Raw genomic sequence first — 16,078 nt, 5'->3', positions numbered from 1 at the left:
TGCCAAGGAAACGATGATGAATCTATTTGGATCCTACGACGTCGTGGTTGTCGGCGCCGGCTCCTCCGGCATTGTCGCCGCCATCCGCGCTGCGCGGGAAGGCGCCAGGACGCTGCTGCTGGAGGGAACGGGCTTCCTCGGCGGCCTGATCACTGGCGGCCGGTTGACCAAGCCGACCGGATTGATCAATGGCGGGATCTTCCAGGAAATGATCGACCGCTGCGTCGGCTACAAGGGAGCCGACGGGCGTATCCGCGAATCCTACTGGGGGAAGTACACCGGGACATTCGACGCCGAAGTGATGCAGCGCGTCATCATCGAGATGGTCGAGGAGGCCGGCGTTGAAGTGCTGCTGCGGGCAATGGCGACCGGCGTTGTCATGGACGGCGACAAGCTGGAGGGCCTGCTGATCCAGACGAAGTCGGGATCGAGCCTGGTGCTCGGCAAGGTCTTCATCGACGCATCCGGCGATGGCGACGTTGCCGCGCTCGCCGGCGCCGAGTTCATGCTGGGACGAAAGACGGATGGCCTCACTCAGCCGATCACGTCGTATTTCCGGCTGCTCAACGTCGATGTGCCTGCCCTGGTGGCCGATTGCCGCAAGCATAGCGACGACATGTGGGAGTTGGTTCATCCCAAGGAGGCCGGCGATCGCAATGAAGACTATGTGATGGCCGTCCTGCTGACCGGCTTCACGCGGCGGATCGAGGAGGCGCGCAAGGAAGGCTTCAACTGGATCATTCCGAAAGACCACATCACGATGAAGACCGGGCTTATTCCCGGCGAGATCAGCGTCAACGTCACGCGCTTCCAGGGCAACGGTCTCGACGATCGGGATCTCAGCCGCGCCGAGATCGAAATCCGCAAGCAAGCCTACTGCGCCTTCGACTTTTTGCAGCGCTATGTCGACGGCTTCGGTAAGGCGATCTTCCTTGAGGTCGCGCCCAAGCTCGGCGTGCGCGAGACGAGGCGCATCCTGGGCCAATATGTCCTGACGGAAGCCGATGTGCGCGGCCAGGCACGCTTTGCTGATGCCATCGGTCTCTGCAACTCGCCGGTCGATGTGCATGAGCCCGGCGGCAGCCGCGCCATCATGGACAATGTCGGAACTGGGTACGGGATTCCCTTCCGATGCCTGTTGCCGGCCCGCACCGGCAAGCTGATCATGGCGGGCCGCTGTATCTCGGTCGATGAAGTCGCCTACGGTTCGACGCGGAATGTGCCCGCCTGCACGATGACTGGAGAGGCCGCGGCCTATGCGGCGACGATCGCCGTGCGAGACGGTATCGATGTCGCGAAGGTGCCGGTTGCCGTGATCCAGGAGAAGCTGCGGGCCAAGGGTGCCGTCCTCGGCACGCTGGACGAGACAATGGAGACCGTCCCGGCGCAATAATTCGCGCGGGGAGTTCGTGTGGCTTGATCAGGCGACGAGCGCCGCAAGCGACCCGCAGGCTCGCAGCGTAACGGAAACGGGGTCGACGGCGCAGCCATCGACCCCGATCTGTATGGTGGGATACTCGTCTGGCCCGATCGCACGAACCGCAGCGTTCAGCTCTGCTGGTCCAGCTTGCCTGCCGCGCCCGGGGCTGCTCGGCCAGCTTCTGCCACGTAAACGGGCGAAGGATCATCGCGCGTCCGATAGACGTCGTCCTTCAGCGCCCCCATGCGATGAAGCGTGGCATCGGCTTTCGAGCGTCGGCTTCCCGTTGGATCCGCGTCGACGTCATCGCATCCGATGCGGGCTATATGCTCGATGGAATGGTTGAACGTATCGGCCGAAACTAGGACCGGGCGGCTCGAATGAACCTACATAATGCGTAGGATTGTCGCGTCGTTTCGCGATCGATTGGCCTTGAGGGAATATTGGTGTCCGGCGGGTACCCCGTCGCTGGACCGCAGGGAAGCGACACGGACCGAGACATGCACCGGGATCGGGACCGCCGATGGCTGGGCCCAGCGAAGCGTGACTGAGGGAAGGACGGCAACGGCAGCCCCTCCCTTCGCCCAGCGGTGTGCCCCAGGCCCTATCGGATCGGCTTTTTCTTTCCGAAGAAGAGCCGCCTGGTGCCGAGCGCGGTCGCCAAAATGACGATAATGCCGCGAACGATCATCTGCTGGCTGACCGTCAATCCTCCGAGGATGAGTCCGTTGTTGATGATGCCGATTAGCAGTGACCCGACAACGGCGCCAAACACGTTGGCCGTTCCGCCAAAAAGGCTGGTTCCGCCGAGGATCACCGCGGCAATAACCGTCAACTCGTCGCCCTCCCCGAAAGTGAAACGTCCCGCCTGCATGCGTCCGGAATAGAGGATGCCGGCAAAGGCTGCCGTGAAGCCGGACATCGTCATCGCAATGATCTTGACGTTTCTGACGTTCACACCGCTATAGCGCGCGGCGGCCTCGTTGCCACCGACCGCGAGCGCCTTCTTGCCGAAGGTCGTGTAGTTCATGATGAATAGGCCGATCGCGAGCGCGACCAGGGTCCAGAGGAAGAGAATCGGGACACCGAAGACCTTCCCCAAGCCGAAGATCAAATTGTAGTCGTCGATCGAGATGGGTATCGCGGTTGTGGCGGTGATCCACATTGCGAGGCCCTTAATGATCCCCATCATGCCCAGGGTTACGAGAAACGCGGGAACGCCAAGTGCCGTTATGAGAATGCCGTTCAGCGCACCGGTCAGCATTCCGAAACCGAGGCCGACGCTGACGGACAGCACGATGCTTCCGGTCGATTGCAGCATGAGCGCGACGATGAGGGACGCCAGAGCCGCGATGGACCCGATCGAAAGATCGATCTGCCCGGTCGCGATGACGAAAGTCATCGACACCGCCATGATCGAGATCATGGCGGTCTGCCGAGTTATATTGAGGACGTTCGTGATCGAAAGGAACTTGTCGCCCAAGGTTAAGGCGAAGAAAAAGACAGCAACAAAGAACGCGATATAAACAATGTTCTTCTGGATGTCGAACCGACTGATCATCGTGCGCATGAGACGAGACTCATTTCTGTATGGCGATTTGAATTTCTTCTTCGGAATGAATCGCTTCTCGCATTAATTCGCGGGTAATCTTCCCTTCGGTGAGGACGAGGATACGATCCGACACCGCCAGCAATTCGGTGATCTCCGATGACACGAGGATCACACTTTTGCCGGTGGAGGCGAAACTACGGATGAAGTCGATTATCTCGCCCTTTGAACTGACGTCTACGCCAGCAGTCGGCTCATCCAGCAGAAGAATATCCGGCGACGTGTTCAGCCATTTGGCGATCACGACCTTCTGCTGATTGCCTCCCGACAGAAGGGAGACGAGGCGATCCGCCGAGTCGGTCTTTATCGATAGATCCTTGATGTTCCCCTCGACCATTTCGGCGATGCGCGCCTTGGCCAAGATGCCGAGCTTGCTGAATCGTGAGAGCGTCGGGAGGGCGGCGTTGTCTCGAACGCTGTGGATGGCGATGAGGCCGCTTCGCCTGCGATCCTCGGGGACGAGTGCAATCTTGTTTTCGAGCGCGTCGGAAATGCCCGATATCGTGACGTCGCGGCCATGGATGCGAATCGAGCCTGCTGACATTCTTCTCAGGCCGAAAAGCGCCTCCAGGAGTTCCGTGCGTCCGCTTCCCATGAGGCCGGCAATGCCGAGTACTTCGCCCTTTTTCAGGTCGAAGCTGACGTCGCGCACCATATCGTCCTGGGAGAGCGCCTCGACTTCCAATATCGGCTCATCGCTGGCCGGCCTGGCTCGATCCTTCCATTCGAAGGCTTTCTCGAGCGCCTTGCCGATCATGCTGTCGATGACCCGACCCAGGTCGAGATCGTCCTTCTCTTCGGTTAAGACCCACCGCCCGTCCTTGAGCACGGTGATGCGGTCGGCAATCTCGAATATTTCCTTCATTCGATGGGAGATATAGATGATCGAAACGCCCTTCGACTTGAGCAGCCTGATGATGTCGAAAAGCAGCTTCGTCTCGGCAGCGGTCAGCGACGCCGTCGGCTCATCCATGATGAGAATTGACGCTTGTACCGAAAGCGACTTGGCGATCTCAACAAGCTGACAGTATCCGACACTAAGGCTGCTGACTTTCTGGTTCGGATCCAAATCGATCCCGAGCTCGTCCAAGAGCGCCTTGGTTCGCTTGAGCATCGCCTTCGTGTCGAGAACGAAACGCCAATTCACCTCCTCATGATTGAGGAAGATATTCTCCATGACCGTCAGTGTCGGAATGAGGCTCAGTTCCTGAAACACCATTCGAACGCCGTTTGCCATGGCGTCGTTGGGGGTCTCGATGTTCTTGACTTGGCCATCGATCTTGATGGTTCCGGAATCTCGCTGATAGACCCCGCTGAGGATCTTCATCAGGGTCGACTTTCCGGCGCCGTTCCCCCCCACCAGGGCGTGCACTTCTCCCTTGCGCAGATCGAAATGCATGTCGTGGAGAGCTTTGACGCCGCCAAAGGACTTGGAGACGCCTTCCAGTTGAAGAACGGGCTGCGTCGCTGCCGGCTGGCCCATTCGTCGGACTCCTGGTCAATTGGACGATCGATACTGGCATAGTTCAGTCAGCGTCACGACACCGGGTAAGCGCCGATGGCAAGGTCCAGCAGCCGGGCCTGGCGCCGAAGGTTCGTTCGCGGGGCTCCCGCAGAAATCGAACATCCGCCACGTTCCGGCAGTGCCTTTGCAGCTACCAGACGGCACTCGGTGCGCCGCCTGGTAGCTGCCTTGTCTGCGTGACCGGGTTACTTCTTCGCCACCAGGTCAGCTAGTTCCTTGGGCGCGTCCTTGTGATACGCCTCTTTCCAAGCCTGGAGCAGGTTGGCGCGCACGACCGGCAACGGCGGAACCGCAATGAACGCAGGCGCGGGCTTGTCGAGGAGGCCGTAGGCGGTCGCCATCGCGATCGCAACGCCCTGATCGTAGGGGCGCTGAGCTCCGAGGCCCTTGATCATGCCATCCTGGGCAATGATGCGGGCGACGTTGGCGCCGAGATCAATCGTCGTGATGACGAGGTCATCCCTTCCGGCCGACTTGGCCGAGGCCATCACGCCTTCCGCCGGGACATCCCAGACGGCGAAGACGCCGGCGAGGTTCGGATTGTTGGCGAGCATGCCGTCGGCAACCTCGCTCACCCGGTTCTGGTCCGTAAAGCCAGCCTCGGCGACGACCTTGATGTCGGGATACGCGTTCTTGATCTGGTACTTGAAGCCGTCGGAACGCTGCGTCGTCACGAAGAAATTGGCATCGAAGAAGATGACGCCGACCTCACCCTTGCCGCCGATCGCCTCGGCCATGATGTCGGCCGCGGCCATGCCATTGCCGAAATTATCGGCCGCTATGGCGCTGACATAGTCCTTGCCAGCCACCATGTTGGCTGCCGTGTTCTCGATGAACACGATCTTGGCGCCGGCCTTGGCCGCAGCCCTGTAGCTGGCCTCCGTGGAGACCGGATCAATGGGCGTGCTCAGGATGGCGTCGGGATGCAGCGCCATCAGGCTCTCGATGTTGGCGACCTGCGTCTCGACCTTCATCTGCGCGTCGGTGACGCCGACCAGTTCGATACCGAGTTCGTTGAAGACGTCCTTCATCGCCAGCAGCTGAGTATTGTTCATTTCATTGGAGAGCATGTGGAAGGCGATGGCCACCTTGAAGTGCCCATCCTTTAGCTTCTGCTTCTCCTCGTCGGTCAGCGACAGTTTCGTCGCCGAGACGGCCGGCTCACCATGCGGTCCGGTGCTCTTGATCTCATCCGTGGAAAATGCGGGAACCGCAAGCTCCGCAGCCGAGACCACGGGCGACAACGCCACGGTGCCGAGCAGCGCCAGTCCCAATATTGCCATACGCGTTTTCAAGTCAGTTTCCTCCCTGATGTAAAACCATGTTGCGATCGGCGATCCTCCAACCGCCGGCCGCCGCAGCTACGCAGCGGAACCTCAACGCATCGAGATCCAAGCAGCGTTCGCTGTCCGAAAGCGCACTCCCCTCCACTTTTCGCTCCGATCGCGCGCGCTTCGATCTGCGATCGGGACTGTCGCGTGAACCTGAAGGGTCGACATCTACTTGTCAACTGGTACCGACAGCAGGCCAGTCTATTTTTGCGCCGGATGGAGTAACAAGGTCACATAGAACCTGACGCCGCGATCCGCGGACGAATAGCAACCGGAAGCGCAACGAGCCTTCGGAGCACCGGAACCGGTTTCACAGTGCTCCTCTCCATATCCGCTACGCCGACAAATCCTCCGGCATGGCGCCGCGATGTCACGCAAGCATCTCAGTTGGTGGCCGTGATCGCGAGTTCATCCTCGAGGTGAACGCGGATGATCTCGTCGAAGTCGGCCTCTGCCTTGAAGCCGAGCTGCTCGGCGCGTTCCGCGCGAAAGCATCGTGGCCAACCCGCGATGATATCGGCGATCGCGGGATCGTACTCGCGCCGGATGAGCTTGGTTGCATCGTCACCGGCTACGCGGCGGAGCGCATCGATTTGGTCACCGACAGTGGCGCATAGTCCCGGCATCGTGATCGCCCGGCGCGCGCCCAGACGCTTAGTATCGAGGTTCGCGGCGTGAATCATGAAGGCTATTGCGGCTCGAGGGCTCGCGAACCAGTGCCTTACATCGTCTGAAACCGGCAGTATGGCGGGCTCGCCTATCAGTGGCTCCCGCAAGATGCTGGAGAAGAAGCCGGACGCCGCCCGGTTGGGTTTGCCGGGCCGAATCGATATTGTCGGCAGCCGGATTCCGATGCCGTCGAAAAAGCCGCGGCGGGAATAGTCCGCCAGCAACGTTTCGCAGATCGACTTCTGAGCGCCATAGGACGTCAATGGCGCGACGACATAGTCGTCGTCGATATACTCGGGCAGTGGCTCGCCATAAACGACGATCGATGACGTGAACACGAGCTTCGGCGTATAGGGTTCCGTCTCGCCCGCCTTTCGGATCGCTTCGAACAGCGAGCGCGTACCGTCGAGATTGACACGGTAGCCCTTCTCGAAATTGGCCTCGGCCTCTCCCGAAACGATCGCCGCCAAATGGAAGATCACATCCGGCCGTCTCGCCACAAGCGCTTCGGCTTTGCCTGGCTCGGAAATATCGGCGTCGAGGGTCTCGACCTCGCCGGAAAAGGCGATGGTGTCCGGTTTGATCACATCCGCCAGAACGAGACTGCTGATCGGGCGCCCGCTCAGCGACTCCGCCTTTACGAGAGCAGCGGCAAGTTTGCGACCCAGCATTCCCGCTGCGCCAATGATGAGGATACGCATCGCTCGACCTTATTCCTGGCTCAGCTGCCGTTTGCGGAGGACTTCATGTGAGGCTCGCCGGCGCTCAGCGCGACAGTTGTGTCGTATATTCTGACGATGTGCTGGTGGAATGCCCTGGCGACGCCATCCGGGTCCCGATTGCCGAGCGCCGAAACGATCGCCTCGTGATCGAGAAGGCTCTGCGCAATCGCGCCCGGCTTGCCCATCGCCGCTCTTCGGTGATCGAGCATGTATGTGTACAGGTCGACGACGAAATCAGCGAGCAATCGGTTGCTGGATGCGTAGTAAATTGTCAGATGAAATTCTCTGTCGCATATCAGAAAGCGGACGGGGTCATCCTTTGAGGCACGCTGTACCTCGAGTGAATCTTTGAGGCGTCCGATGTCGGCCACACTCATTCTCAATGCGGCGTCCCGGACCGTCGCCCCCTCCACCAGAAGGCGGGCCCCGTGCACGGCGTCCAGATCATATCCGTTGATGGCCGAAGGGTTTGCGATGCCGATCCGACGTGCGACGATATTCACGTCAACCTTGGCTACGCGGGTGCGCGCGCCTTGCGAAACATGCACGATGCCTTCGCCGGCCAGTCTCTGAATCGCGCCCCTGACGGTCTCTCGGCTGACCGACAACATGCTCGCAAGTTCCCGCTCGCTTGGAATTTCGTCGTCCATCTGCAGAATGCCCGACGCTATGAGCGCGACGAGCTTGTCGCGTATCAATTCCTTAGCCGTCTGTTTTTGAATGGATTCGCGCAGAGGAGAGAGAGGGACCGTCAATTGAGCACCGACAACTGGACCACTGACCAATCCAGTTACGGCACTTTTCCAGTTTTGTCACGCAATGAATGCTCCGTTGGCATTTGGCAGGCAAAGTTGGCGCCTTAAGATCCGGACTCAGAGGCGTGGATCTTGGTCGTCCGCCACCGCGTGTGTGAACAGGCGCGGAGTGGGAAGCCTTGGCTTGAATCGACCCAACTATCTGATTTTCATCAGAAATTTTGAACAAACCCAGGGTCATGATCGGCGCAGATCGAGCCCCGGTAGAAATAGAATTTCTCAAATGTTCTCAATGAGTTGCAGCGATCCGGTGTCGGGTCCCGCTTGGGCGCTTGTTCACAGGCTTGGAAGCCCGATCGCCTGGATCCGCATCGCGAAAAGCCATTTCATGGGAGCCTCCTCCTTCACGCGGACCAGCCCGTGGCTGTTCCCGGCCTCTACGCCGCCGTTTTGTCGAGTGCCTCGATTTCATTCGTCAGCCGCTGCGCCTCCCCCGATCCGGCCGCGGCATAATTGAGATTCTTGAACAGCCCCGTCAGCTTGGTGAAATGCTGGCGCGCCGCTTCCTTGTCGGAGAAGGCGTAGTGGCGCGTGGTGATCCGATGCACCCGATCGAACAGGGCATGCTGGCGCTCGATGGGCGAGGACGAGTCGACAGCGTCGTAGGCGTCCTGTTGCAGGAACACCATGTCGAGGAAGCGCGCCGCTTCGGCGGCGATGAAGTCCTCGAGGCTGATGCCTTCCTCGCCCGTCACTTGTTCCATTCGCGCGACCTCGTCGCCGCGCGCCAGCAGCGCCGTCATCGCCTCGACTTTCTCGCTCCAGTCCGGGGCGAGGTTCTTGGCGGACCAGGCGGCAAGCTGGCTGCGGTAGCGCGACCAGGAGATCAGCGGATCAATCGCCGGGTAGAAGCGGCGATAGGCGCGGTCATAGGAGAGGCCAAGAAAGCACTTCACCGCGGCAAGCGTCGATTGCGTCACCGGCTCCTCGAAATTGCCGCCGGCCGGCGACACTGAACCGATGATCGTGAGCGCACCCACCGTGCCGTCATTGGTCTTCACCACGCCGGCGCGCTCGTAGACGCTCTTCACAGAGCTGTCGAGATAGGCGGGAAACGCCTCCTCGCCCGGAATTTCCTCAAGCCGTCCCGACGTCTCGCGCATGGCCTGCGCCCAGCGCGAGGTCGAGTCGGCGATCACCAGGGCCCGCAAACCCATCTGCCGATAATATTCGCCGATCGCGATGCCGGTATAGATCGAGGCCTCGCGCGAGGCGACGGGCATGGACGAGGTGTTACAGACGATCACGGTCCGGTCCATCAGCGAGCCGCCGGTGCGCGGGTCCTTGAGGCGCGGAAATTCCGAGATTGTCTCGACGACCTCGCCGGCTCGCTCGCCGCAGGCCACGAGGATGACGATATCGACGTCGGAATGGCGGGCGATCAAATTGAGCAGCACGGTCTTGCCAGCGCCGAAGGGACCAGGAATGCAGGCAGCGCCGCCCTGGGCGATCGGGAAGAACACGTCGATGATGCGCTGTGTCGTGATCATCGGCGCATCGGGATAGAGGCGGCTGGAATAGCCTGCCGTGACGATGCGGCGCGGCAGCGGCTCGCGCACCGGCCAGTCCTGGGCGAGCGTCAACTCGCGTTCGGCGCCCGCTTCGGCCTTCAGCCTCGCGACCGGCTCGTTGACGGTCACGGTGCCATCGCGGATCCAGGTGATCTCAAAGCTCTCGTCGAGATCGAAAGGCACCATGATCTTGTGGGTGATCGGACCTTCGGGAACGGTGCCGATCGCGTCGCCGCCCCGCACCTTATCGCCCGAGCGCCGCGTCGCGGTGAACGACCATTTCGCGTCCGGATCGAGGCCCGGCGCCTCGACGCCGCGCGGCAGGAAGACGCCGTGGCCGAGGGCGAGGGCTTCGAGCGGGTTCTGCAGCCCGTCATAGACGCGGCCAAGCAGGCCCGGTCCAAGCTTGACCGAGAGCAGACGGCCCGTTTGTTCGACGGCATCGCCAAGGCCGACGCCGCCCGTGCTTTCGAACACCTGCGCATCCGCCTGATCACCCTCGACACGCAGGATCTCGGCCTTCAACCTTTGCTCGGGCTCGCGCGCCGGGCGTATATAGACGACCTCGTTCTTGACGAGTCGGCCGGTGGCGGCGTCATCCAGGCGCAGACGGACGATATCCTCCTGAACGGCGGTGATGCTGGAAGTGGGAGCCTCGGTCATGCTGCCTCCTCAAGGGATGCCGTGGGCGGAAGCGCGGCGTCGAGCAATTCCGCGAAGCGGACAGCAGCGGCATCGGCGTCGTAGCGCGCCCAGCGATCGGCGAGCTGCCAGCGCATCAGATAGAAGACTACGGCTTCGAAATCGAACTCATGGCCAAATTCGTGCCGTCCGGCCGCCTGCCACGTCACGTCCAGGATCAGCCTTTCAAGCCCGGCACTGTCTCCCGATTCGAGTTTTTCACGCGCCTGCGCCACCCATGGGAAGAAGCGCGCCATGCCAAGATCGGGCAGCGCCCAGCTCCGGCGGATCAAGTCGACATGACGGCCAATGCCCCAGGCGCTAGTGGAGGCGGGTGCCTCTTCGCCGGCATGGCGACGTCGGAGCGCCGCGATGAGCGTGCGGATTTCCAGCCTTTCCAGCGATGCCTCGCGCAATGTCGGGCTGCGGATTGCGGCGAGGATGCGCTCGGCGCGCGTCACATAGGCGGCATCGTCATCGCCCGTGTCGATGCGGTTCCAGGAGAGGATGGACGCAATGGCGAAAAGTTCGTCCCGATCCGCCGGCTCCAGCATTTTCATCCGTTCGGCAAGCCGCGCCGGATTGATCGGCAGCGCCTTTTCGCCGAGAAGCCGGATCGAGGGCAGACTCGCCATCAGCATCACATAGGGATCGCTGCGCGGGATCACGTCACCACCCCTTCAAGCAGGGCCCGGAACCGCGGCTGCATATGGGCGAGGAGAGCGTCGGCCACGGCCTTGTCGGTGACGTCGATCGAGACGCCATGATCGGCGAGCACGATGCGGATGCCGCCGGCACCATCCTCGGCGCGGCCGAACCGGACACCCTCGCGCAGCATCTCGCCCGTGAAGGCGGCGACCAGATGGGTGAGCGGCCCGTCGCGCAGCTCACCCGGCTTGCGGCGGAGATCATCGAGGCCCACGACGGCGCGCGGCAACAGCACTTCGACATCAGTGGATTGGTCCGTGCCGCTTTCCTCCCGCGACCGTCCAACGAGAGCCAGGATCATCCGCTTCAGCATGTCCTCGTCGCGCATGGCGTCCGAGACCGCCTTTCCGACATCGTCGGCAAAGCGTCGGGCGAGGCGTTCCTTCATTTCAAGAGTCACGTCGCGCGCCGCCTGCTTCAGCGCGTCCTCGCCAGCCCGCCGAAAGGCGTCGGCCTCCTTCCGGGCAGCGTCCAGCTTCGCCTTGGCTTCCTTCTCGGCACTTTCGAGAATGGCACGGGCCTTGGCCTCTGCCTCCGCCGTGAGGCGCTCGGCCTCGCTGCGACCAGCGGCGACGCCCTGGTCGCGCAGCCGGGCGATCAGGGTGTCGACGCCGGATTCCGTCTTTTGAACGCTGGTCTGCGCGGCCATGATCGTCTCCCTAGCCCTTGATGTTGCCGGCGAGGACGAGCGCGAAGACGAAGGTGAATACCGCGAAGCCCTCGACGATCGCCGCTGGGGCTAGCGAAAGGCCGAAGATCTCCGGCTTGCTCTTCGAGGCGGCGATGGCGCTGGCGCAGGCTTTGCCCTGCCAGACCGAGGCATAGGCGAGCGCGAGCCCCGTGAGAATGCCGATGCCGAAGAGACCGGCGCCGTTCTCCGGCGTAATCGTCCGCTGCAGCGAGAACATCACGACGATACCGTAGATGACCGTAGAAGACGGGATCGCGGCAACACCGACGAAGCGGCCGTAGCCGCTGTCGGTTTCCAGCATCGCTCCGATCGCAGCCTGGCCGGCGATGGTGACGCCGATGGCGCTGCCGATCGCGCCGAGGCCGACCGGCGCGAAGACGCCCAGCCAGCCGAGAATGACCATGAGCTCATTCATTCTGGGATCTCCCTCTTGGCGAATGCGCGGAACGGATAGCCCTCTTCCGAGAGGCCCCAACCGAAGAATTCGATGTAATTGAGCCGGAGGCCATGGACGACGCCGCCCATGATGCCGATGACGAAGTTGATGGCGTGGCCGAACAGCAGGATCAGGATCGAGGCAAGCAGGCCGAGGCCGGGGCGGGAGATCTCCAGCCCGGTAGCCATGCCATTGAAGGTGGTGGCGAGCGACGCGCTGGCGAGGCCGAGCGCGAACAGGCGCAGATAGCTGAGGATATCGCCGAAGAGCTTGGTGATCGAAGTCAATCCCATGAGGCCGTCCGTCGCCCGTAACAGCCAGTCCGCCGACTTGCGGATCGGGCGGGTGGCGGCCGAACCGACGAAGACAGCGACGAGGCCGGCAACGAAGCAAGCCGTGCCGCCATCCGAGAAGGCGCCGCCGCTGAGCCAAATCACCAATCCGCCGATAATGACGGCGAGCCAGCCGACCGGCACCAGCGCCTTGGCGCTGGCCCGCGCCAGCCAGGCCGTCGCCACGAGTGCGATGCCGATATGGACGGCTCCGATCACGACAGAGAGCTTCATCATCTCGTCGAAATTCGTGATGTGCACGATCGCGATACGCGCGAGGAAGCTTCCGGGACGCGGCGCGACGCCGAAATAGGACCCGGCCAGCACGCCATAGACGAGGCATGCCACGGTGATCGCGGCCAGCATCACCCTCGTGCGCCGGCCGCCAGCGGTCTTGCCCATCCGCTTCCAGAACCAGAGAACGACGAGCCCGATCACCGCGGCATAGCCGGCATCGGCCATGATCATCGCGAAGAAGATCGCGAAGGAGCTGAACACGATGAAGCTCGGGTCCCAGGCGCCATAGGCCGGGGTCGTATAGAAATTGGTCAAATCGGCGCCGCCCCCGAGGCGGGCGTCCTTCGGGCGCAGGAAGGTCGGCGGCCTGTCGGTTAAGGTCGGCTGTTCGGCGAGGACGGCTAGGCCCTGGTCCGAGCCGAGCTGATCGATCGCCGGGACACTTTCGCTCGGTGCCCAGCCCTGGATGGCGAAGAGACCGTCGGTGTCCAGCGTCTTGCCGGCGATGTCGTGGCGCTCGTCGGCGTCTTCGGCGCTCGCCAGTTCAGCCCCAAGCAGCAGGCGCCAGCGAGTCAACTCGCCGCGCTCGGCCCGCGCCTTGTCGAGGTCGATCTCGATCTCGTCGAATTCTGTCGTCAGCTCGTGCAGCGGCCGGGCGCCGAAATGGGTGCGCGGCACCGGCAGCAGGTCGATGGCCGGCTCGTCCGGCGTCACGACCACGACAAAGAGGCGCGTCGTATCCTTGCCGACGATCGCCCAAGGGAGCGAGACCTTGTCCAGCGCCGCCCGATCCTTGATCGGCAAGACGTAGAACCAGAGCCGCTCCCCACCGAGCGCGGCCAGGGGCGGAAGCTCGATATCGCCCCAGACCGAGACATCGCCGATGCGCTGGATCAGTTCGTCGCGCCGGTCCGACAGGCGGCGCAGCTTTTGGCGGTTATCGGTGATCTTGCGGACGATGTCAGCCAGATCGAATTCCGTCCCAGGGCGATAGAAGCGGCGCTGCTCGGGCGATTCGACCAGATGGCGGAACGCCGTCCGCGCCCGGTTGCGCTCGGCCGCATCGGTCGGCGCCAGGGGATCGGCGGTGGTGAGCGGGATCAGATGCAGGACGCCGAGACGTTGCAGCGCCTCGACCACGGCGTCCTTCTCGGCGAGCGGGCCGCAGATCGCGACCTTCTGCATAGGGACGATGCTCATGTGGCACCTCCCGCAGCGCGTTGGCGCTTGGCGATCTTGCCGCCGACGACGGCCGCCCGCTCTGCATCGCCGAGATAGACCATGATGCGGCGGATATTGGCCTCCGCCTCCGGGATCAGCACCTTGTCGAACAGGTTGACGCGCTGCGTCGTCGTCGCCACCGCCTTCTCAAGCTTGGCGAGGCGCTGCCGCGCGACATCGACCTCGATCCGCAGCCGGATCGCCTCTTCCAGACGTTCGACCACCGCGTCGACCCAATGCGGGCGCACCATCCTTCCATAGGGCACGCGGATGATCTCGACCGAGCGCAGGATTGGCAGGCTGACGCCGGCGACGTTCTGCGTGCCGTATTCGATCTTGCCGAGCGTGACGAGACCGGAGACGTCGATGCGGCTGTCGGCGAGCATCGGAAGCGCCGCGCCGGCCTCGGCGGCCGCGCCGACGACCTTCGCCTCCGCATCGCGGATCGCCCGAACGGCGTGAACCCGCTCACCCATCAATTGCTGGCGCTTCAAATCGAGCGCTGGCAGATAGCGGCGATAGGAGACGAGGCTTTCCTTCTCCTTCCGAAGTTGGGACTTGCTGAGCGGCACGCGGGCCATTTCAGGGCGCCTCTGCCGGATAATATTTGTCAACCAGTGCCTGGCGAACCAACAACTCCTCGGGCGGGAAGCACTCGGCCATCGTCTTCCAGCCGAGGTCTAGCGCCTCGTCGAGCGGCATCGACACGGCGAGGTCCATGAAGCGGGCTTCGAACAATTCGCCGAACTTGAGCGAGCGATGGTCGAGATCGGAAAGCTCGAACGCCATCGCCTGTTTGCGCTGGGCGTCCCGCGCTCCGGAATAGAGGCGGATCATCGTGTTCATCACCGCGCTGTGGTCGTCGCGCGTTTCCTTGCCGATGACATGCTGCTTGAGGCGTGACAGCGAACCGAATGGATCGATCCGGCCGCCCCGAAGATAGAACTGCCCCTCGGTGATGTAGCCAGTGTTGTCCGGTACCGGATGCGTGACGTCCCCGCCGGGCATGGTCGTGACGGAAAGGATCGTTACCGAGCCCGCGCCGGGGAAGACGGCTGCCTTCTCGTAGCGGCGGGCGAGCTGCGAATAGAGATCGCCGAGATAGCCGCGATTGGACGGAACACGATCCAGCGCGATGCCGACTTCCTTCAGCGCGTCGGCAAAGGCGGTCATGTCGGTCAGCAGCACGAGGACGCGTTTCTTCTCCTCCGTGGCGAATTTCTCGGCGACGGCAAGGGCCATGTCGGGCACGAGGAGGCGCTCCAGCACCGGGTCCGAGGCCTGGTTGACGAACATGATCGTGCGCCCGAACACGCCGGCATCCTCGAAGGCCGTGCGGTAGCGCCAATATTCGTCGAAGGTCAGGCCGAGGCCACCAAAGACGACGACGTCGGCGTCGGCCTGAATGCCGATGCGCGCCAGCAACGTGTCATGCGGTTCGCCGGACGTGGAGAAGATCGGGATCTTCTGGCTCTCCACCAGGCAATTAAAAACGTCGATCATCGGCACGTCGGTGCGGATCATGCGGGAGGCGAGGGCCCGGCGCGCCGGATTGGCCGACGGGCCGGCGATCTCGACTTCCGGCTCCTGACCAAGCTCTGGGCCGCCGTCGACGACGGAACCGGCGCCCGAAAAGACGCGGCCGAGGATGTTGGGAGAGAACGGAACGCGAGGCGCATGGCCGAGAAACTGGGTCTGCGCCCGCGTAGACAGGCCCCGTGTGCCAGGGAATACCTGCAGCGACGCCTCGCCCTCGGCGATCTTCACCACCTGAGCGAGTCTCGGACCGCTGCCGCCCTCCTGAACGAGGGCCAGATCGCCGAAGCGGGGACCCGCGGGATCATCCCGCGTCTGCGCCGGCAGCGCGACACGCATTACATCGCCAATGATCGAAAGAACGCGATCATATCGAATGGGTACTACGGACATGCAAAACTCCGCCGGCGCCCTAAAGTTCAGACTATAGAATGGATATTCCGGATACCACACATTGACCTAGATCAGTTACAAAACGAATGTAGCCGATAATCTCGAAGCGGAACGACCCGCAATTATCATTGCGATGCAGAAAGACTATTTAAGACCGCGTGCAATGCGGAACGCGTTAGCGGCGTATTTTCTATTCGCGATAGGAGGCTGAACTGATCGTTTGTTTGCCATATGATCGTGA

The 16,078-nt window shown here is 62.4% G+C and carries 13 protein-coding genes; 1 reads left to right on the top strand and 12 read right to left on the bottom strand.

Annotated elements, in window-relative coordinates:
* Positions 1-16: 16 nt before the first annotated feature.
* On the top strand, positions 17-1,393 hold the full coding sequence (locus OSH05_RS05550) for an FAD-dependent oxidoreductase (protein WP_104217665.1): 1,377 nt from the start codon (positions 17-19) through the stop codon (positions 1,391-1,393).
* A 631-nt stretch (positions 1,394-2,024) separates the two neighbouring features.
* Here OSH05_RS05550 and OSH05_RS05545 read toward each other — a convergent pair.
* The 12 genes from OSH05_RS05545 to OSH05_RS05490 form a co-directional block, all read right to left on the bottom strand.
* A complete protein-coding gene (locus tag OSH05_RS05545) occupies positions 2,025-2,990 on the bottom strand; it encodes an ABC transporter permease (RefSeq protein ID WP_104217188.1) in 966 nt (321 codons plus the stop codon).
* A 10-nt stretch (positions 2,991-3,000) separates the two neighbouring features.
* Positions 3,001-4,512 (bottom strand): sugar ABC transporter ATP-binding protein, encoded by a 1,512-nt coding sequence (locus tag OSH05_RS05540; protein ID WP_104217189.1) that lies wholly within the window; start codon positions 4,510-4,512, stop codon positions 3,001-3,003.
* 227 nt (positions 4,513-4,739) lie between these two features.
* Positions 4,740-5,849, bottom strand: a complete 1,110-nt coding sequence (locus OSH05_RS05535; protein ID WP_133163038.1) for a substrate-binding domain-containing protein — start codon at positions 5,847-5,849, stop codon at positions 4,740-4,742.
* 419 nt (positions 5,850-6,268) lie between these two features.
* Positions 6,269-7,255, bottom strand: coding sequence for a D-erythronate dehydrogenase (gene denD, locus OSH05_RS05530; protein ID WP_104217191.1), 987 nt, complete (start codon positions 7,253-7,255; stop codon positions 6,269-6,271).
* A gap of 20 nt (positions 7,256-7,275) precedes the next feature.
* Positions 7,276-8,031 carry a FadR/GntR family transcriptional regulator gene (locus OSH05_RS05525; RefSeq protein ID WP_266352072.1) on the bottom strand — a complete coding sequence of 252 codons (756 nt, stop codon included), beginning with the start codon at positions 8,029-8,031 and terminating at the stop codon, positions 7,276-7,278.
* Between the two features lie 437 nt (positions 8,032-8,468).
* Positions 8,469-10,265: a V-type ATP synthase subunit A gene (locus OSH05_RS05520; RefSeq protein WP_104217193.1), complete on the bottom strand. Its 1,797-nt coding sequence runs from the start codon at positions 10,263-10,265 to the stop codon at positions 8,469-8,471.
* A complete protein-coding gene (locus OSH05_RS05515) occupies positions 10,262-10,951 on the bottom strand; it encodes a hypothetical protein (protein WP_104217194.1) in 690 nt (229 codons plus the stop codon). The genes OSH05_RS05520 and OSH05_RS05515 overlap by 4 nt, the downstream gene beginning before the upstream one ends.
* Positions 10,948-11,640 (bottom strand): hypothetical protein, encoded by a 693-nt coding sequence (locus OSH05_RS05510; protein WP_104217195.1) that lies wholly within the window; start codon positions 11,638-11,640, stop codon positions 10,948-10,950. Before OSH05_RS05510 ends, OSH05_RS05515 begins: the two co-directional genes overlap by 4 nt.
* Positions 11,641-11,650: 10 nt before the next feature.
* Complete coding sequence (locus OSH05_RS05505; protein WP_104217196.1) at positions 11,651-12,097, bottom strand: ATP synthase subunit C; 447 nt, start codon at positions 12,095-12,097, stop codon at positions 11,651-11,653.
* Positions 12,094-13,887: a V-type ATP synthase subunit I gene (locus OSH05_RS05500; protein ID WP_104217197.1), complete on the bottom strand. Its 1,794-nt coding sequence runs from the start codon at positions 13,885-13,887 to the stop codon at positions 12,094-12,096. The genes OSH05_RS05505 and OSH05_RS05500 overlap by 4 nt, the downstream gene beginning before the upstream one ends.
* Positions 13,884-14,489, bottom strand: a complete 606-nt coding sequence (locus OSH05_RS05495; protein WP_104217198.1) for a V-type ATP synthase subunit D — start codon at positions 14,487-14,489, stop codon at positions 13,884-13,886. Before OSH05_RS05495 ends, OSH05_RS05500 begins: the two co-directional genes overlap by 4 nt.
* 1 nt (position 14,490) lies before the next feature.
* On the bottom strand, positions 14,491-15,837 hold the full coding sequence (locus tag OSH05_RS05490) for a V-type ATP synthase subunit B (protein ID WP_104217199.1): 1,347 nt from the start codon (positions 15,835-15,837) through the stop codon (positions 14,491-14,493).
* Positions 15,838-16,078: the final 241 nt, after the last annotated feature.

Origin of the sequence: Kaistia algarum, assembly GCF_026343945.1 — a bacterium.
Lineage (GTDB): Bacteria > Pseudomonadota > Alphaproteobacteria > Rhizobiales > Kaistiaceae > Kaistia > Kaistia algarum.
The sequence above is the reverse complement of the archived record's forward strand: the minus strand, read 5'-3'. Positions and strand labels throughout refer to the sequence as shown.

What these genes read in the sequence shown, in the direction of transcription:
- OSH05_RS05550 (WP_104217665.1), top strand. Translation starts at nt 17, where the DNA reads ATGAATCTATTTGGATCCTACGACGTCGTGGTTGTCGGCGCCGGCTCC.
- OSH05_RS05545 (WP_104217188.1), bottom strand. Translation starts at nt 2,990, where the DNA reads ATGCGCACGATGATCAGTCGGTTCGACATCCAGAAGAACATTGTTTAT.
- OSH05_RS05540 (WP_104217189.1), bottom strand. Translation starts at nt 4,512, where the DNA reads ATGGGCCAGCCGGCAGCGACGCAGCCCGTTCTTCAACTGGAAGGCGTC.
- denD (WP_104217191.1), bottom strand. Translation starts at nt 7,255, where the DNA reads ATGCGTATCCTCATCATTGGCGCAGCGGGAATGCTGGGTCGCAAACTT.
- OSH05_RS05520 (WP_104217193.1), bottom strand. Translation starts at nt 10,265, where the DNA reads ATGACCGAGGCTCCCACTTCCAGCATCACCGCCGTTCAGGAGGATATC.
- OSH05_RS05510 (WP_104217195.1), bottom strand. Translation starts at nt 11,640, where the DNA reads ATGGCCGCGCAGACCAGCGTTCAAAAGACGGAATCCGGCGTCGACACC.
- OSH05_RS05505 (WP_104217196.1), bottom strand. Translation starts at nt 12,097, where the DNA reads ATGAATGAGCTCATGGTCATTCTCGGCTGGCTGGGCGTCTTCGCGCCG.
- OSH05_RS05500 (WP_104217197.1), bottom strand. Translation starts at nt 13,887, where the DNA reads ATGAGCATCGTCCCTATGCAGAAGGTCGCGATCTGCGGCCCGCTCGCC.
- OSH05_RS05495 (WP_104217198.1), bottom strand. Translation starts at nt 14,489, where the DNA reads ATGGCCCGCGTGCCGCTCAGCAAGTCCCAACTTCGGAAGGAGAAGGAA.
- OSH05_RS05490 (WP_104217199.1), bottom strand. Translation starts at nt 15,837, where the DNA reads ATGTCCGTAGTACCCATTCGATATGATCGCGTTCTTTCGATCATTGGC.